This is a genomic window from Mesorhizobium sp. WSM4906 (assembly GCF_029674625.1).
In the GTDB taxonomy this organism is placed as follows: Bacteria; Pseudomonadota; Alphaproteobacteria; order Rhizobiales; family Rhizobiaceae; genus Mesorhizobium.
Genome location: NZ_CP121355.1, coordinates 1,346,408 through 1,364,077, shown reverse-complemented (window position 1 = coordinate 1,364,077; position 17,670 = coordinate 1,346,408). Strand labels below are relative to the sequence as shown.

At 57.8% G+C, this 17,670-nt stretch carries 13 protein-coding genes and 1 pseudogene; 5 read left to right on the top strand and 9 right to left on the bottom strand.

What is annotated here, in order from left to right; translation table 11 throughout:
• Nucleotides 1-34: 34 nt before the first annotated feature.
• On the bottom strand, nucleotides 35-1,714 hold the full coding sequence (locus QAZ22_RS06435; protein WP_063170379.1) for an ABC transporter substrate-binding protein: 1,680 nt from the start codon (nucleotides 1,712-1,714) through the stop codon (nucleotides 35-37).
• A 715-nt stretch (nucleotides 1,715-2,429) separates the two neighbouring features.
• Between QAZ22_RS06435 and QAZ22_RS06430 the strand changes: the two are divergent.
• A pseudogene (locus QAZ22_RS06430) lies at nucleotides 2,430-3,500 on the top strand (IS5 family transposase).
• Nucleotides 3,501-3,748: 248 nt separating this feature from the next.
• Here the strand turns inward: QAZ22_RS06430 and QAZ22_RS06425 are convergent.
• From QAZ22_RS06425 to QAZ22_RS06390, 8 genes are all read right to left on the bottom strand, one after another.
• The gene (locus tag QAZ22_RS06425) at nucleotides 3,749-4,417 is read right to left on the bottom strand and encodes a hypothetical protein (protein WP_176477193.1); all 669 of its coding nucleotides are present in this window, start codon (nucleotides 4,415-4,417) and stop codon (nucleotides 3,749-3,751) included.
• A 562-nt stretch (nucleotides 4,418-4,979) separates the two neighbouring features.
• Nucleotides 4,980-5,756, bottom strand: coding sequence for an ectoine/hydroxyectoine ABC transporter ATP-binding protein EhuA (ehuA, locus tag QAZ22_RS06420; RefSeq protein ID WP_063170381.1), 777 nt, complete (start codon nucleotides 5,754-5,756; stop codon nucleotides 4,980-4,982).
• 119 nt (nucleotides 5,757-5,875) lie between these two features.
• Nucleotides 5,876-6,544 (bottom strand): ectoine/hydroxyectoine ABC transporter permease subunit EhuD, encoded by a 669-nt coding sequence (ehuD, locus tag QAZ22_RS06415; protein ID WP_063169345.1) that lies wholly within the window; start codon nucleotides 6,542-6,544, stop codon nucleotides 5,876-5,878.
• On the bottom strand, nucleotides 6,541-7,212 hold the full coding sequence (gene ehuC, locus QAZ22_RS06410) for an ectoine/hydroxyectoine ABC transporter permease subunit EhuC (protein WP_063169346.1): 672 nt from the start codon (nucleotides 7,210-7,212) through the stop codon (nucleotides 6,541-6,543). Before ehuC ends, ehuD begins: the two co-directional genes overlap by 4 nt.
• A gap of 59 nt (nucleotides 7,213-7,271) precedes the next feature.
• Nucleotides 7,272-8,144 carry an ectoine/hydroxyectoine ABC transporter substrate-binding protein EhuB gene (ehuB, locus tag QAZ22_RS06405; protein WP_082826582.1) on the bottom strand — a complete coding sequence of 291 codons (873 nt, stop codon included), beginning with the start codon at nucleotides 8,142-8,144 and terminating at the stop codon, nucleotides 7,272-7,274.
• Between the two features lie 224 nt (nucleotides 8,145-8,368).
• Entirely contained in the window at nucleotides 8,369-9,490 is a 1,122-nt protein-coding gene (locus tag QAZ22_RS06400) for an alpha/beta hydrolase (RefSeq protein ID WP_063169347.1), read from the bottom strand.
• 770 nt (nucleotides 9,491-10,260) lie between these two features.
• Nucleotides 10,261-11,898, bottom strand: a complete 1,638-nt coding sequence (locus tag QAZ22_RS06395) for a GMC family oxidoreductase (protein ID WP_244514238.1) — start codon at nucleotides 11,896-11,898, stop codon at nucleotides 10,261-10,263.
• A 523-nt stretch (nucleotides 11,899-12,421) separates the two neighbouring features.
• Entirely contained in the window at nucleotides 12,422-12,886 is a 465-nt protein-coding gene (locus tag QAZ22_RS06390; protein ID WP_063169349.1) for an Lrp/AsnC family transcriptional regulator, read from the bottom strand.
• Nucleotides 12,887-13,507: 621 nt separating this feature from the next.
• Here QAZ22_RS06390 and ectB point away from each other — a divergent pair.
• The 4 genes from ectB to QAZ22_RS06370 all read left to right on the top strand — a co-directional run bounded on the left by ectB (nucleotide 13,508) and on the right by QAZ22_RS06370 (nucleotide 17,652).
• Entirely contained in the window at nucleotides 13,508-14,824 is a 1,317-nt protein-coding gene (gene ectB, locus QAZ22_RS06385; RefSeq protein ID WP_063169350.1) for a diaminobutyrate--2-oxoglutarate transaminase, read from the top strand.
• A gap of 225 nt (nucleotides 14,825-15,049) precedes the next feature.
• Nucleotides 15,050-16,510, top strand: a complete 1,461-nt coding sequence (locus QAZ22_RS06380) for an aldehyde dehydrogenase family protein (RefSeq protein ID WP_063169351.1) — start codon at nucleotides 15,050-15,052, stop codon at nucleotides 16,508-16,510.
• Between the two features lie 328 nt (nucleotides 16,511-16,838).
• The gene (locus tag QAZ22_RS06375) at nucleotides 16,839-17,207 is read left to right on the top strand and encodes a GNAT family N-acetyltransferase (protein WP_063169352.1); all 369 of its coding nucleotides are present in this window, start codon (nucleotides 16,839-16,841) and stop codon (nucleotides 17,205-17,207) included.
• Nucleotides 17,185-17,652: a transporter substrate-binding domain-containing protein gene (locus tag QAZ22_RS06370; protein WP_224571101.1), complete on the top strand. Its 468-nt coding sequence runs from the start codon at nucleotides 17,185-17,187 to the stop codon at nucleotides 17,650-17,652. The genes QAZ22_RS06375 and QAZ22_RS06370 overlap by 23 nt, the downstream gene beginning before the upstream one ends.
• Nucleotides 17,653-17,670 lie beyond the last annotated feature (18 nt).

The window sequence follows — 17,670 nt, the reverse complement described above, 5'->3', positions numbered from 1 at the left end:
ATGCGCAGGATGTGACGGCTCCCTCCCCCTCCGTTCACGGCGCGGGCACCGGCTTCAAGCGATCGAATGGGAAGTAGCTGTCCATCGACATGATGCCTTGCTTTCCCCAACCCTCGAAGCAATCCCTCCGGTGGGCTTCGAGCAGGGTGGGGTAACATAGTACGATGTAAGGCGCTTCAGTATAAATTAGTCGCGCTGCCTGGTCGACCAGCTTTTGGTTTTTCTTGAGGTCAACGGTGACCTGCACCTCCGCGAACAGTTTGTCGAACTCCGCATTCGTCCAGTACGCCTTGTTCTTGATGCCGATGGAATTGCTGCTGCCGAAGATGAGCAGGTCTTTAGGTGTTGGGCCTTGCCAGGTATCGGAAATGAGCAGATCCCACCCTCCGCCGCCTTTCGCCGGAGCTGCGGCGCGGGCGCTCAGCGCACCGGAGTCGAGCCGAGTCACCGATACAGGGATACCGATTTGCTCCAACCAGCCAGCGATAAACTGCACTGCCGCGACCGGCATCTCTATATTTGCTGAAGGTCCAGACACCAGCTCTAGCTGGAAACTCTTCCCGTCCTTGTCCTCCCGAATGCCATCGCCGTTCGTGTCCCGGTACCCTGCGGCGTCAAGCCGGCGGTTGGCTTCGGCGAGATCGAAGTGGCGCCTGATGTCGTTCAGATCTGAATAGTAATCGGCCGCCACCGGCATTGCGAGTCCGACACCAGGGTCGGCGTGTCCGCGCATGGCTCGATCGACGATGGCCTTCTGATCGATCGCGTAGCCGAGCGCATCGCGAAACGCCGGATCCTGCAGAGCCTTGGTGCTACCTGCGCCATCTCCCGAAGCGGTGTTGAAGGCGAGATAGGTTTTCTGAGCTATGCGGGATTCACCGACTACAATGTCGGGATCCTTCGAGAGATCAGCCCACTGGGCGGACGTCAGGTAGTTGCCATAATCGAGTTCCCCGCTCTTAAGACCTTGCGCAATCGGATCGGCGGCATCGAAGGACCGCAGGATCACCCCCGCGATTTGGGGCTTCCCCGTACGGAAATAGGGGTTCGGCGTCAGGCGTGTAAACTGGCCCTGGTGAAACTCCGAAACGATCATAGGTCCCGTACCCACCAAAGGCGGATCGTTGCGGAAGGTTACGCGTGCGTCAGCATAGCTGATGTCCTTCCAAATGTGCTCGGGAACGATCATTATGATATTGTCTATTGGCCAGGTCGCGGGGAACTTGGTCACGATCTGCAAAGTCTCGTCGTCGAACGCTTTGATGGACTCGACGTTCTCAAGACCGCTGGTGCTGTTCCACCCGACGTTTAGCTCGTCGGGCTTGCCTATGGAATCGTGCAAATAACTATAAGTGAACGCCGCGTCCCTAGCGGTAGCAGGCTGGCCGTCCGACCACTTCATGCCGGGCCAGATCTTGAAGGTCCAAGTGAGGTTGTCGTCGGCGACGGACCAAGATTGGGCAAAGCCCTTTCGATCGTCGTATCGCTGGGCGTCTATGCAGACCAAGAAATCATAGCAAATAGCCAAGGGCCAAAAGGAGCCCCAAGTGGCGAAGGGGTTCATCGAATCAGGGCCTCCACCCAGTCCGCCGATTCGCAGGATGCGATCGTCGCACGACGAGGCGAACGCCCTCGAGTTAATCCCCCAAGGGGTCGCCGAAATCGCCAGCATTGCCTTCATAAGCGCACGACGATTATATGAGTATTGGCTCATTTTATCCTCCCTGTTTGCCGGCTTTATCATCACTTCATGTTCACACGACCACGATGATCTACGGCCTCAACCCGGAACATCTGGCTTCCTTTTGACGGAAGCTCCACAGTCCCCTCATTCCAGATAAGTAGCAGTGCCCAGGGGGGTGGTTCCTGCAAATTGGCCGCTGTGCCTGCATGAATCCGGCGTTTTTCTCGATTCTGGGCACAGCTAGCCAGAATTAAAGTCGATTGGCCGGTTCCAGCTCCTGGCGGCGCCCACGGACAATTCGCATATAGCAAACGAGGCAGTCATTCAGGTTCTGTTCGCGACCTCGGGTTGGAGGGTCCCGTCGAGCCGCAAACGCCTTTATCACGGATGTGTGATGTCGGAATGTCGATGCCGAAATTCCAGAGGATATCCTCTTCCGGCACACGACGGTCTAAGAGGCGTTCGACAAGCTGCGCGCCGCGCAACAACACGGAGCTTGAGCCGCCCGTTGAAAAACGATGTAAACGCTGATGGATCTCCAGCCTGATGCGTGGCCGCCAGCTCGTCGACCGTGAACTATCCGCAAGCCATTGATCTGGCCTTTTGATTGAGGCGGATAGCGTCTTTTGAATTGCAGGATTAGCGGTATTTGGACGCTGTTTTCCTGCAATTCGGTTTTGCGATTCCCTTGTGCTGCGGAGCGTGATTCACTCGGTTCGGCGGCGGCGAATCGAGGGGACGGCGAATGTCCAAGCCACGCGAGACGGGAGAGCAGGACCTGTTCCGCTCCAGGCTCGATCAGATCATCAACATGAAGCAGGCGATCGACCGGCCGGTGCTGGAGGAGCGTTTCGGCGCCGTCTATTCGGACGGCCCCGGCATGCCGCCGCTGCCGACCCGGCTGATGGCGGGGCTGGCGATCCTCAAGCACACCTTCAACCTGTCGGATGAGGTGCTGTGCGAGCGCTGGGTGGAGAACCCTTACTTCCAGTATCTCACCGGCGAGACGTTCTTTTGCCATACGCTGCCGTTCGACCTCTCGTCGATGACGCGCTGGCGCAGCCGCATGGGCGAGGAGCGGATCGTGGCGCTGTTGCAGGAGAGCCTCAGCCTTGCGGTCAAGACCGGGGCGATGAAGCCGGCCGACACGCGCCAGGTGATCGTCGACACAACCGTGCAGCCGAAGAACGTCATGTTCCCGACCGACGCCAAGCTCATCAACCGGGCGCGCGAACGGCTGGTGCGGCTGGCCAAGAGGGAAGGAGCTCCATTTGCGCCAGAGCTATCAGCTGGCGCTGATCAGCCACCAGCGCTATGCCCACGCCAAGCAGTTCAAGCGGGCCAACAAGGCGCTGCGCAGGCTCAAGACCTATCTCGGCCGGACCATTCGCGACATTTCTCGCCAGATCGCCGGCGATGCGGGGCTGGACGCGCTCTTCAAATGGCCGTTCTACCAGGCCGCCACCGTTCTCTAGCAACGCCAGCGCCAGCGCGGCCGCAAGATCTACAGCCTGCACGCGCACGAGGTGGAATGCATTGGCAAGGGCAAGGCGCATATGCCCTACGAGTTCGGTGTGAAGGTGTCGGTGGCCACCACGCTGAAGCGCTCCAAGGGCGGCCAGTTCGCCCTGCATGCAAAAGCGCTGCCCGGCAATCCCTATGACGGCCACACGCTGGCAAGCGTCATATCGGCCACATCAAGAACGAACACCGCATGGGCCGCAACTACCTCGCCGGCCAGCAGGGCGACGCCCTCAACGCCGTCCTGGCCGCCGCCGGATACAACTTCTCCCTCCTGCTCAGGTGGCTGAAGTGATTTTTGTGGCCCTTGATCGCCCTGCTTCAACTCCGGCCGAAGTCGGTCGCCGCTTAGCGTCTGGATCACGGTCGACCAGCACGAGTTCCAAAAATCCAACCTGCATCTCAGGCACCGCGTCCTGACCTCGGAAATCGAGGATCCAGTCTCGACAGAGTATTCGACAAGATGCGGACGTGTGTTACAATAACGAGCCGCAACTCATACCAGACATGAGCTCATATTTTGGGATAGTGGCCTCCAAGCGGTCAAGCCACGGACGCGAATGTCATCCGATAAAGGGTCGCGGCGTCATAGATGGGCAGTCCTGTCCTACGACGGATTGCTGACGTCACCATCGGGAACAATGTACATTCAAATAGGAGGGCGGCAATCCCCGGATGTGCGGCGCCAAGTCGCGCGACACAGGCTGCAACCTCCGACTCCATTTCAACAACACCAGCCGGCCACGCGTCACCTTCAATGCCGCCGATGACTACTCTTGCCTCTGCGGATGAATCTATGCCCAGCAGCTCTTTGCCGCAGTGTCTTGAGTCTGCGGCCACAACGGCGAGCTTTGCGTCAGCTGGAAGCTGCCGGAGTAGCGTGGGCGCCAGTAGCAGGCTCGACATGGCCACCGGGACTTCGACAGACGCGGCCACTGCAGCCTGGTACCGGATACTGAACCCGCAGTCCCCGGTTATCGCGACTGCTCCGCGCTCGACCAACCGCCTGGCAGCTGCAATGTAGGCCGGCTCGAGAGAAGCATCACCGGGAATGACCCTCTCCTCCAAAGCCCCGGCCGCGGTCTCTATTATAATTGGGAAGTCGAAAGTTGCCGGGTTGAAGACCGACTCCGGTTGCGGTGGCGGAAATTCACGAGGCGGAAGTCCGATCTCCAGCCCAATAATTCCGAGGGCCCTTTGTTGAGTTGTCACGGAAGCATCCTTCTTCTGGAAGCAGCTAAGATGGTGATTTCGGCAGCAAATGCCCATCACCTGCGCGATACAGGTTCTCTCTGAATGCACGAATTTAACAGCGTCGAAACGGCTGTTTCAGAGAAACATGCCTTTCCAGGCGCAGTAAGTCGGCATTGTTTTGGTGCATTCGCATGAAAGCCGTAAAAACTGGGAAACCGCAGAACGCTTGTGCGACCCTCCCCGGGCCTGTAGGATACCGGGTTTGCGTCCGCCGTCAGACAATCGTGTTAGGGCACTTTCCAGAGCCCAGATGCCCTGAATGGCAGATTGAACGCACATCAGATCTTCAAGCTCGCAACTGCCGAACGGGCAGCGCTATTTACCTAACTCGACCAATCTGGGGCTTGGACCGGACGATCCTAGTTATGCAGTCCTGAATGAACTGGGGCAGTAACCTCGACATCAACCCGGCCCTGAAAAACCGCGCGTAGGTTCGTCGCAGGGCAGCCTGCTCCGAACGGACCAGTTCCTGCCCGGAAGCCACCCACGGGATAACTCAACTAGCGGCACAACCCGCAACTCACCTCGTCTCCAGCACCGCATTGAGAAACTGCTGCGTTCGCTCGTTTTGCGGATTGCCTAAAAGCTGGCTGGGCGGGCCTTGCTCGACAATCTTACCGCCAGAAAAGAAGCACACGCGATCGGAGAACTCCTTGGCAAAGCCCATCTGGTGCGTGACCATCAGCATTGTGAGGTCATGTTCGGCGCTGAGCTTGCGGATGACGTTGAGCACCTCTCCAACCAGTTCCGGGTCAAGCGCTGATGTCACCTCGTCAAACAGCATCACCTTGGGCCGCATGGCCAACGCCCGAGCGATCGCCACGCGTTGCTTCTGGCCCCCGGAAAGCTGGATCGGGAAATGGTTCTTCTTGTCGCCGAGGCCCACCAAGTCGAGCAGCTCTGCCGCTCGGGCCTCCGCCTCCTTCTTCGAGAGCCCAAGGACGGAGATCGGCGCCTCCATGCAGTTCTGCAGAGCAGTCATATGCGGGAACAGGTTAAAGTGCTGGAACACCATACCGATCTTGGCACGCACGCGACGGAGATGACGCTCGCTCGCCGGCACTATTTGGCCGTTCTTCTGCGTATGCGTCAACGGTTCACCGTCGACCCATATCACCCCCCCGTTGATGTGCTCAAGCGTCATCAGCATGCGCAGAACGGTGGTCTTGCCCGAGCCGGACGGACCAATGATGGACACCTTCTCGTTGCGTGCGATCTCGAGATTGAGTTCGTCCAGCACCGTCAACGCGCCGTAGCGCTTTGTGACGTTCTCGAAGCGAACTATGGGTTCGTTCATGACTTTTTCGCTGCGCCTGATATCGAGGTCAAGCTCGTCCCGCCTGGCTGATGCCCTAGGGCGCTTCGTGAGATCGTCCTCGAAGCGAAGCACAAATTCGCTCATAGTATAAGGCCTCCCTATTGCAGATGGTAGCGGCGGTTGAGCCAGACGCGGACCGACTGCACGATAGCGGAAGCAACCAAGCTGAACACGTAGTAGAAGAAGCCGCACATAGTGATCGCTTCTATGTATCGATAGTTATTGCCCCCGAAATTTTTCGCCTGCTGCAGCATCTCGAAGATCGAGATTGCCGCCAGGACCGGCGTGTCCTTGAACATGCCGATGAAGTAATTGCCCAGAGCTGGCACCATGGGCGGGATCGCCTGCGGCAGAATGATTGTTCGCCAGGTCCGCGTTCGCGAAAGGTTTAGTGCCGTACAGGCCTCCCACTGGCCGCCATCCACATTCTCGATGCCGCCGCGGAAGACTTCGGAACAATAGGCTGCATAGTGGATCCCCAGCACGCCAACTCCCGCCGTCCAGGCAGGAATGAAGATTCCGATCTGCGGACCAACGAAATAGACAAAGAACAACTGCAGCAGCAAGGGCGTTGAACGGATAAACTCCACGATCTCCGCCATGGTGGTCGAGACGTAGCGGTTTGGCGACTGGCGAATCATCGCGAAGACAAGACCCAATATCAGCGCGATCGCAAACCCGAGCAGCGTAGCCTCAATGGTGACGATCGCTCCCTGATAGAGATATGGGAAAGCCTCCCATACGTAAGACCAATCCCAGATCTTCAAGCCACCTGCTCCCGAACGAAACCGCGCGAGACGCGGCGTTCCAGCCAGCGCACGAAAGGAGTGATGAGGGCGCGCGCGATGATGTAATAACCGAATAGTGCAACCGCAAAGAACAGCATATAATCGCCAGTTGCGTCGGCCGCCTGCTTGGCGGCGCTAGTAAATTCGGGAATGGTGATGAAGAAGACGAGCGAGCTACCCTTAAGCACATCGATGAGCATGTTACCCCAGGTCGGCAGCATGGCGCGCATTGCCTGTGGGAGGATAATACGCCGCATCATGGTGAGCCGCGAAAAATTGAGCGCTGTAGATGCCTCATACTGGCCCCTATCAACGGCCTGAATGGCGGCGCGGACATACTCGGCTGCGTAGCCAGAGGCATTCATTCCGATCCCCAAAATTCCGACAGTCCACGGCGACAGGAAAATACCGAAAATCGGCAATACAAAGAACCACCAGTAGAGCTGAACCAGCATGGACGTCCCGCGGAAGAATTCGATGTAGGCGATACTGAACCAGCGCAACTGCCGACGGGGAGAGACTCGGGTCAGGCCCACGAAAAGCCCAAGGACGATCGCTACGACGCAGGCGCCAAGAGTGACGATGACCGTAGTCATGACGCCCTTGGTGAGCACGGCAAAGATAAAGCTGAGATCGACCTTACTCATATGCCCTCCCCACTGACCGCCTACCGGCCAAGGGCCGGGGAGCGGTCAGACGCATAGCTTCAGCCCTTGCAAAGATCAGCGGTCTTGCTGCCATCCGGGAGATCGCGTTTGGTGTAACCATATTTGCCGACCGCGGCCATCATTTCGTCAGAGCCAATATAGTCTTTCAACACAGCATTGAACGCGTCTACCGCAGCCTGTTCGCTGAGCGGGAAGGCTATGGCGGGATGTTCATTCGGTCCCGGCGGGGTATACGGGTCAGCCACCTCAATGCTGGGATCCTGCTCGGCAAGAGTCGTCGCGTTCAGACTATAGAGCGAGCCGGCAGCGGCGCGGCCGGCCTTTACAGCCTGTACGACCTCGGGCGGTCCGGCGACCTGCATAACCTTGTCGTCAGGGAAACCTAATTTCTTCGCCTGCTCGACTGCGGTGGTACCCGTCATGATGGCCAGGGTAAGCCCCTTCTTCTGAGCGTCATGGAGGGAATGCAGCGCTTCCGGATTGCCCTTCGGCACGATCATCGAATCATTGCTCGATGCGATCGGTTCGCTGAACAGGACGTTGCGGCACCGCTCCGGCTTAATCCACATGCCGCCCGTGATGATGTCAAAGCGACCAGCCTGGAGGCCCGGGACAAGGGAACCCCAATCGGTTACGACCGGCTCGATTTTGGTCGTTCCCATCTTTCTCAGAACGTCCAGTGTCATCACATTGACCAGGCCAAGCGGCTCGTTGTTCGCACCAGGATAGGCACTGGGAGGCTCATTGGTGAAGCCAAGACGGATCGTTTCTCCGTTCTTAATCTTATCGAGCAGCGACTCCGCCGAGGCCGAACCGGCAAAGGACGAGATTGTCATCGCCGCCAGGCCGAGCGCGGCAATCCTCTTCAAGATTGCAGCCTTAAAGCATTCGTCGAGTTTCCACTTGACCACTGGTTAGTCCTCCGTTTTCGCATCGCCGATGGTCTCCCGATATGCCTCGGGAAAAGACCATTGCATCATTTGTTGAGCTTGTAGTCCGGCGGTTCCCATCATCGTGTGAGCTGCAGGGTCCCCACTTAGGTATAGATTCCTCCAGTCGATCCTTTGCTACGCCACTTGTGCATGCTTCGTGAGCGTAGCAGCGCAGCTGTGGTGCTTTGTGCGAGAAATGCAAGTTATTCGCAGAAATTCGGTGATTTTTGGGTGCATACGCACATTTCCGTCATCCCCGTGGTTCGTTGGAAGTGAACAATCGCGAGCTGTGGTATGGCCAACTGAGGCACACCACGTCTTGCATGACTCCTGCCCTGCCCGGTTGGATGGGCGCCACCGCCTGGGCTATGCCCTTGTTGCCATGGCAGGGCACAAGTTCGTCGTATGCGACACGCCGCTGAGAGATTCGCCTCGGAGACGCTGGCCCGAGCATTGTTCCCGTCACAGTTGATCATTCGTGCCATTGACGGATGAGTCTGTTCACGGCTTCGCTCCGGATCAACCTGGACGGAATCGCCGGCATTATTGAGCAGATGGAAATCTGAATTCCTGATCAGCTTCGCCAGGTTGATCCCTTGCTCCGGCGTCGCGGTAGGGTCGTTCTTGGACCAGATGATCAACGTCTGGGCCTGAAGCTGATCAAGGTAGGGGAAGATATACTTCTGCTGCAGCAGTGGATAACGATGCAGGTTTGTCTCGTCTTCCGGCAATCTCTGCCAGATCTCCCATTGTCCCCGAGCCGCGGCCCGCCGATAGGCTTCTCGCTCGGCGCATTCCACATCCTGCCCGTGGGCGCGGCAGCTTTTCCGCCGTGCGGTGATGTATTCCTCTTCGCTCGGCATCGGGCCGGAACAGCCGTAAGCCTGCCGGCAGGCCTCCAGCCAAGCTTCGTCACGGTCATCTCCGAACGCCGGCGACACGGAGTTAGCGGTCAGCAGGACAAGCTTAGAAACAAGATCGGGACGCACGATCGCGACCCGCGCGTCGACGAATGATCCTTCTGAATGGCCGACTAGCGTGATCTGCTTCAAACCCAGTTGTTGGAGGAAGCTAATTACATGATTCACACGACCGAGCCGGTTAATGTATTTGCAGTCAGCAGGATAATCCGTTCCCCCAAAATGGAGTTGATCAATCGCTACTACCGTAAATTGATCGGATAGCCCGTTCAGCTGCCGAACAAAGGAACTCTTAGCCTCTGCACGGAAGCCCGCCCCCTGCAGGAAAACAATCGGCCTACCAGCTCCGTTCTCGCAGTACGATGTCTCGACACCATCAACCGATACGCGATGCTTGGTGATCATCGGTTCCTCGGCAAAAGGAGGGGCATCAGGTCGGCATTGCGACATGCGAGATGGACTGCCATTGCTCACTCCTGAGCGTAGCAGCCTCACATGCCACGTTGCCGAACTATCTCGTCTGAATACCGGAAATCGGCACCCCGGAGCCTCGCGTCTTGTCACTTTGCTCTGTCGTCGCCCAGCCACTGCGGCCGGGAGCCTTTTAGGTGCATGGGTGGCATTCCCCGCAAGATTTCAACCCTTGCACAGGTCGCCGGTCTTGGTGCCGTCCGGCAGATTGATTTTGGTGTAGCCGTATTTTGACCGACTGCATCATTTGGTCGGAGCCGATATAAGTATTCAATACCTCGTTGAAGGCATCGACCGCCTGCTGATTGGGCAGGAAGGCGAGACTTGGGTAGCCGGCCTTCCCAGCCGGCGGGGTGAACGGATCTGCCATTTCAACGCTGTCGACCTTGTCAGCGAGCTCCTTACCGTGAAGTAGTTTAGCGACCCCGCCGCCGCGCGGCCGACCTTCACTGCCTGCAAGAATTCGGCCTGGCCGGCGACCTGCATGACACGATCCTCCGGAATGCCCGCGTCTTTGGCGGTCGTGACCGTGTCGGAACCGGCGGTGGTGACCAGCGTTAGGCCCTTATCACGAATATCGTCAAAGGAGTGCTGGTCTTTTGGGATTGCCATTCGGCATGAGCAGGGCTTCGGTGAACTTAGCAAGCGGCTCGGTGAACACCACATTGCGGCAGCGCTCCGGCAGAATGTACATGCCGCCTGGCCTAGCTCCGTCTGCCGTCTCTCAAGGTTGTGTCGGCCAATTTCTCAGCCACCATAATCGTCGGAATGTTTGTGTTCGCCCGAGGGCAAAATGGCATGACGGAAGCGTCGGCGATCCTCAAACCCAAAATACCATGAACGCGTCCCGACGGATCGGTCACAGCGCCAGGATCCGCGGCTGCCCCCATCCTGCAGGTCGACGTCGGATGCCAACTTGGGATGACGTTCTGGCGAATATACCGATCCAGATGTTTCTCGTCGTTGACGAGATCGGAAATGCTATCCCCATCCGTTATGACGCGCCTAATCAGCCCACGGCGCAGCCGCGGCGACGCGTCCATGAGCAGCGCCAGAAATGACGTGAGTGCATAGTTTGTGCTTGTGACCTTGCTCACCAGCTTCGCTCGCGCATTCAACGCTGACGGAAACGGGTCCAGCGCCACAGAGGACAGCGAATCTTGCTGCAGCAGGCGGACTATGAAGCGAAAGCCCTGCTTGAGGCGCTCGGCGTCCCGCTTGTCGCTCAACCAGTTGAAATCGACCTCCGGCTCTATTTTATGCGAACTACCCTTGAGCGCCACAGTTCCCGTCGAGTAGCTGCGATTGACCCACACGGCGAGAGTGCCGAGGCGCCTCCCCAGCGGGTGCCAGGATGATTTGGCAACAGTCGATATTGCCATATCGGTCGACGGGCAGCCTTCGTAACCCGACGAGTAGCGGGCGTGCATCTGAATATATTCGCTCACGCCGGGTGACAAGCGATCGGCCGGCTTCAAATAGGCCGAAACGCAAATCGTGGGGTGTTCCTGAAGATTCTGGCCCACACCTTTCAAATCTGCAACGATAGGGATTCCGAATTGTACTAATTCCTTCGCGGGGCCGATCCCGGAGCGCATCAATATGGCGGGTGAATGGAGTGCTCCTGCGCACAGGATAACGCAAGAAGCGCTATACGATTGCACGCCCGATTTGTTCTCCGTCTCGACCCCCGTTACCGTTGTTCCCAAAAAGGTCAGCCGCGCAACTGTCGTTTCGGATAAAATCGTTAGATTGCGGCGAGAGCGGACGGTTTCGGGTAAGTACGCCATCGCGGAGGAGACCCGATGACCATTGCGGTTGGTCAATGGGACAACTGAATAGCCATCACCGAATGCACCATTGAAGTCTGGCCTGAAATGAAGCCCCAAAGCATCGTAAGCATCGGAGATTGCCCGGATGAAGCCCGACCAGTCTGATTGGCGCACACGTTTGATTGGCAAGGGGCCGTTCGTGCCATGAAATTCCCCGCCGAAATCCAAATCGCATTCTAGACGACGGAAGTAGGGCAGCACGTCTTCCCAACCCCAGCCCGTTGCACCGCTTGAGGCCCACTCATCGTAATCTCCGGGCCCGCCGCGGTTGGCGACTTGGGCATTGATGCTGGAGCCGCCACCCATGACGCGCGCCTGTTCGTAATGGACAGGCTTGCGGCCACCTCGCACCGTTGTCGCGTGGAGTGACTGCCATCGATAACCGGGATTAAGGTAAGCACGCGTTGGGTCGCCATCCTGGATGTCGTCAGGAATGGCATTCGGCGGCGTATCAGGGCCAGCTTCAATGAGCAGCACGCGAGCGCCATAGGCGGAGAGCCTGCTCGCCATCACGCATCCAGAGGAGCCACCACCCACGACGATATAATCGAAAACCACGCAAACTCGCAAATGTCTGAGTCGGGCAAAAATCTAGCAGACGGCGAGCAAGCAAAAACGCGCAATTATCTTGCAGGACGCAGGAAATCAGCGCATTCTTAAGAGATTCGCATTATGGCGGCCTCCCAACGGGGCGGAACGTTTAAACATGACCTTGCCAGCAGTCCATCAGGGCTGAAGGCGATGCCGGAGCGTCGTGACTTAAGTGGACAAAGCGCATCGCGACTGAAGGGGACAAACCTATCGCGAGATACATCAGAATGCAGCCCGGTAGGTCCAGAAGTGCTTTTGCAGCATCGCGCTGACGAGGCCGTTGTAAGGAGCAGAATGATGCTTCGCCTTGCGCTCCATCGCCGCTTTAGCGGTACGAAAACTCCCGTCCCAATCATGGCCGGCGGGCAAGGCGGCTGACCCTTGCGCCAGTCATCGGTGAATCGGATCAACCAGTTGTTGAATGCGCGTAAGATTGCGCGTTCTATACATCGATTGGCACCGCCAAGGTTACCTTCGTGCGATCCATCACAATCATCGTGCTGTAATTTCTAACAGCCGGGCTATCAAAGAAGAAACGCCTCGAGAATGCGTCGTACTCTGCCAAGTCACGCACGGAGAGAAGGAGAACGAAATCGGCGTTACCGGTGACCGCATACGCGCTCATTACTTCAGGCGCCTTCTGTAGAGACTGCTTGAAGCGATCGATGACGTCGGAACGATAGCGCTCAATGTCGACCAAGACCAGCATCATCAGGGACCTGCCCACCGCCTCAGGCGACACGATTGCAACATCAGCCTCAATTACGCCAATTTGTCGCAACTGCTTCAATCGCCGCTGACAGGCCGTGGGCGATATACCGGCCAGTTGGCCCAATTCTTCCGTTGTTTGGCGATTGTTGCGCTGAACAGCGCTTAAGATTTTCAGATCTATCCGATCCAATTCCATGGTCATTCTCCGGAATAGCTGCAATTTGCGCAGAAAAACTGCGATATGCACTCGACTGTAGCCTCAACCCCGCGCAGACGGAAGCCCAAACGATCAGGCCAGGCATGGGACCAAAGTCGGCTATCGTCCTCGACGTCAGTTATAGCCATTGGCCGAAGAGTGCTGTCCACCATCGCCCAACTGACAATGGCAGCCGACGGTCAAAAGCCGAGGCCTTGCGCCCAGTTCGGCCGAGGAAACGTCTCGGAACTTAAACGCTAAGCCGACTGGACGATGATGATAGGGGGGACCTCTATTTCCGCGCTTCGGCTTCCATTCGTTGGCTCACGCTGCCAAGAGTCTCATCTGTGTATAGGGAATCGAGCGCTAGGTTCGCCTGCCCCGGTTGCTGCATCAAATGCAGCCGTCTTGAGGTGGTTGGGAAAAATCGTCACCGCAGCCACACAAACCGCCGGCCTTATGCAACCTGCCGGCAATTTCGCATAATTACTGCATCCCGCCGCTCAGAATTTGCGCAAGGCGCCCAATGTAGCGCGCTATTGTCTCACAACGGCACCTACACGCCACTTCATAAAGCAGAAGAGGCCTGGCTTTGCAGGCTTCAGATTGAGGAGTTCGCCTATGAGCAAGCAATTCGCACCTGAAATGGATGCAGGTCTCGCGGTTTTCAATCGCCTGGAGTCTGAGGTGCGCAGCTACGTCCGCGCCTTCCCCGCCCTATTCGATCGCGGAGTCGGGACCACTCTCATCGCTGCAGACGGTCGGGAATATCTCGACTTTTTCGCCGGTGCAGGCGTTTTGAATTATGGGCACAACAACCCCGTCATCAAGAAGGCGCTGCTGGATTATATCGAGCGCGACGGAATTGTGCATGGGCTGGACCTTGCCACGACGGCCAAGAAAGCCTTCATCGAAGCTTTCGAGCGATACATTCTCAAGCCTCGTGGTCTGACATACAAATTACAGTTTCCCGGCCCCACAGGTACGAACGCGGTCGAAGCGAGTCTAAAACTGGCTCGCCAGGTGACCGGGAGATCGAACATCGTCTCGTTTACCAACTCGTTCCATGGGGAAAGCGCTGGAGCATTGGCAGCGATGGGAAACAAGGAGCACCGGGCCGCTGCCGGGTTTCCCCTCGCCCATGTGACATCGTTGCCATACGAAGGCTACCTGGGGGCGTCAGTTGACACAATCGATTACTTCGAAAAGCTTCTCAATGACCCCAACAGTGGCCTCGACAAACCTGCCGCGGTGATCCTGGAAGGGATCCAAGGTGAAGGCGGCATCAATGCTGCGAGCGTTACTTGGCTGCAACGGCTGCGCGAGCTAACGTCGCGGCACGGAATCTTGATGATCCTCGATGACATCCAGGCCGGGGTCGGTCGCGCGGGCAGTTTCTTCAGTTTCGAAGCGGCTGCAATTGTGCCGGACATCGTTACCCTGTCCAAATCTTTGTCGGCGATCGGAACCCCAATGGCCCTTATTCTCATCAAGCCTGAACTTGATGTCTGGGCCCCGGGCGCACACACCGGGACCTTCAGAGGCAACAACTATGCTTTCGTCACTGCTCGTGCGGCCCTCGAAGCTTACTGGTCCGACTCCAAGTTCGAGGATGAGATCGCTCGCAAGTCTGCGATCTTGGTCCAAGAACTCAACGCGATTACCGAGGAATTCCCCACCCTCGGCCTGAGCGTGCGAGGCCGCGGTCTGATGTACGGACTCGTTTCACCGAAGCACCACTCCTTGCCAGGTCTGGTCTCCCAGGAGGCTTTTCGTCGGGGCTTGGTGATCGAGATCGCCGGCTCATACGGTGAGGTGCTTAAGTTCATGACTGCCCTCACCATCGCCGAGGCTGACCTTCGGCGTGGTCTGTCCATCATTCGCGACAGCATTGGCGCAGTAGCGACTACCCTCGACGGTGGAGGCGCGGCTCGCTAGCCGACAAAGCACCGGGCCACTAGCAGGTCCAAAATCGGGCCGCTCGCAGTCACGGAACGGGAAGGCCGTTCCGTGGCATGTGGCAGTGGGCGAACTCGGAGCGGCTGAACGGCAGACTAGGGCTTTCACTGCCGGACCGATACCACGGTTGCCGTTCTTCCTGCGGCGCCGACCACTGTCGCTGCGCCAATTCGAAGAAAATCGAGCGATAAGAAAGAGGACTGGATGGCCAGCAACGACGTAGTCAAAAATTATATCGATGGCGAGTGGCGGGATTCTGTGTCCGGCACACGCATCGAGGTCGATGACCCGGCGAGCGCCGAAACGATTGCTGTCGTAGCTGAAGCAGGACCCCAAGACATCGAGCTTGCCGTTACTGCTGCTCACCGCGTTTTTCGCGACCGCGTGCTGATAGACATGCATCCGTATGATCGCGGTCGCATGTTGTTTCGCGTTGCCGACGCCCTTGAAGCGCGTTTCGACGAGATCGCAGCCATTAACTGCGCGGAGACGGGGAAGGCATTGGAACTTGCCGATGGCGAGGTTCAGACCGCCATCAGATACCTGCGATACTATGGTGGCTTGGCCGACAAACTTGAAGGGCGCTCGATCCCGCGCGGGGCCAACCTGGTCAACTACACAGTCAGAAGTCCCTTCGGCGTGTCCGCCCAGATCGTTCCGTGGAATGGTCCACTTGAACTGACGGCCCGCTCGCTGGCCTGCGCCATCGCAACCGGCAACTCAGTCGTGGTGAAGTCGCCGGAACTAGCTCCCCTTTCCGGAGTTGAACTTGCGCGTGCCTGTGAGACAGCGGGGCTGCCTGCCGGAGCGGTCAACGTGCTCACTGGATACGGCCAAACGGCAGGCCAGGCGCTGATCGAACATCCCGACGTTCGCCACATCGTCTTCACGGGCTCGATTACTACTGGGCGGACGGTGCTCAAGACGGCAGCGGATCGGATCGTGCCCTGCATAATGGAACTGGGCGGAAAGTCGGCTGCAGTTGTGTATTCCGATGCCGACCTCGACTGCGTTGTGGAAGCGGTACGCGTCGGGACCTTTCTGAATGCAGGCCAGAATTGCAACAACCTTACACGTCTTATTGTGGAACGTTCTATTGCAGACAAACTGGTGGAAAGAGTGAGGGTCTGCGTCGAAGGACTGTCGGTCGGTCCAGGACGCGAAAACTGCGACATCACCCCGTTGATCTCCCGAAACCAACGACAAGGAGTTGAGCGGGCCTGCCAGACGGCCCTCTCGCAGGGCGCGCGACTCGTAACCGGCGGGACTGCGCTTTCGGAGCGGAGCGGTTACTTTATGGCGGCCACGGTGTTTGCCGATGTCGCGCGAGACAGCAATCTCTTCCAGCAAGAAGTATTCGGTCCTGTTCTTGCCGTTACCACGTTCGATAATCCGGGAATGGCCGTCAATCTCGCGAACGACACCGTTCACGGTCTGGCAGCGGGCGTGTTCACGCGGGATATTGACCGGGCCCTCTGGACCGCCGACCGCCTTTGGGCCGGTCAAGTGTACGTGAATGGGTGGTATGTGGGCGGGGTGGAAACACCGTTCGGTGGGATAAACCAGTCCGGCTACGGCAGGGAGAAGGGTCAGGAAGCGCTGGACGGCTACGTTCAGACGAGAAACGTTGGTATCCGCCTCTCGCAGCCACCATCTGGAAATTGAACGCTTGCTGATCCCTACCGACGGCGCGGCTGTCGGGCGATGCAGGATTCAATGACCTCGACCAAATCGAAATAAGCCCGGCGAGAGAATCCGTATCGGAGGTCATCGAGAACAACTCTAATCATAGGATTTTTGGCTGCGGACGGGCTTTACCCACCACGGACATGTAGGAGCGCATTGCCTAGCCCGCTGCGTGGGTCGCATGGGTCAGGAGAGGATCACAGTGCTTCAGAGACAATTGAGATTCGCAGAGCTGCCGCCGAAGATTTCGACAAGTTGGCAATGTTGAACCGCGAGTTGATCGAGGCCGAGAAGCATCGAAACCCCGATGACGGTTTCAGAACTCAAGGAGCGGTTTATTCAGTTGGTGAATCGCGAAATTTGGATGGTCGACCTCTTCAGCCAGAACGGCGAGATTGTGGGCCTCGCCACTCATCGTTTGGAGCCAGACAATGCGGAGCCGAGTGGGCAACGCGTCTTTTTGAGGCAATTCTACGTCAGCTGCCAACACCGACGTTCGGAGATTGGCTGCAGGACCCTTGAGCTGCTTATTCGGTCTCGTTTCCACAACAAATCAAGGATTTTCCTCGACGTGCTGGAGACCAATCCTGGCCGCAAGACCTTCTGGTCTCACACCGGTTTTGTCGCCTACAGCACGCTCATGGAGCGTCTCGTTGAAAAAGCGGACACCAAATAACCTGCGGTGCTGGGAATTAATTTGGGGATCGGATTGTCTGGCATTTGCGTGCGTCGCGCAAAAACACGAGAATAGAATCGAGCCGGTCGTAACCGAATGGGGCTCACTTGTCCCCGGCCTGCAGGCTAGCCGCTTCGACTTCATCACGGCCGGCATGTGGATCAAGCCGGAGCGCTGCCGCAACGTGCTGTTCAGCGAACCGATCGCTACGGAGAGAGGCGCACTGCTGGTGCCTAAGGGCAACCCGGAAGGGCTGCATTCTTATGAGGATGTGCGTGACAAGGGACTCACCTTCGTCAGTGATACAGGCTACACCGCGGTCCAGGACGCGAAAAAGTCAGGCATCGCCGACGACAAAATCATGCAGGTCGCCGGACCGCCGGCGGACAGGCTGTCGCGCCGCCGCCGGTGCCCTCGACTACTTTACAGCGACTGGACTTGTTAAGAAGGACCACAGCCTTGA

Bases quoted from the DNA above. Each gene is read 5' to 3' on its own strand.
- QAZ22_RS06375 (WP_063169352.1), top strand. From the start codon at position 16,839: ATGACGGTTTCAGAACTCAAGGAGCGGTTTATTCAGTTGGTGAATCGC.
- QAZ22_RS06400 (WP_063169347.1), bottom strand. From the start codon at position 9,490: ATGATCACCAAGCATCGCGTATCGGTTGATGGTGTCGAGACATCGTAC.
- QAZ22_RS06390 (WP_063169349.1), bottom strand. From the start codon at position 12,886: ATGGAATTGGATCGGATAGATCTGAAAATCTTAAGCGCTGTTCAGCGC.
- ehuC (WP_063169346.1), bottom strand. From the start codon at position 7,212: ATGAGTAAGGTCGATCTCAGCTTTATCTTTGCCGTGCTCACCAAGGGC.
- QAZ22_RS06395 (WP_244514238.1), bottom strand. From the start codon at position 11,898: ATGGCGAGCAGGCTCTCCGCCTATGGCGCTCGCGTGCTGCTCATTGAA.
- QAZ22_RS06380 (WP_063169351.1), top strand. From the start codon at position 15,050: ATGGCCAGCAACGACGTAGTCAAAAATTATATCGATGGCGAGTGGCGG.
- ehuA (WP_063170381.1), bottom strand. From the start codon at position 5,756: ATGAACGAACCCATAGTTCGCTTCGAGAACGTCACAAAGCGCTACGGC.
- ectB (WP_063169350.1), top strand. From the start codon at position 13,508: ATGAGCAAGCAATTCGCACCTGAAATGGATGCAGGTCTCGCGGTTTTC.
- QAZ22_RS06435 (WP_063170379.1), bottom strand. From the start codon at position 1,714: ATGAGCCAATACTCATATAATCGTCGTGCGCTTATGAAGGCAATGCTG.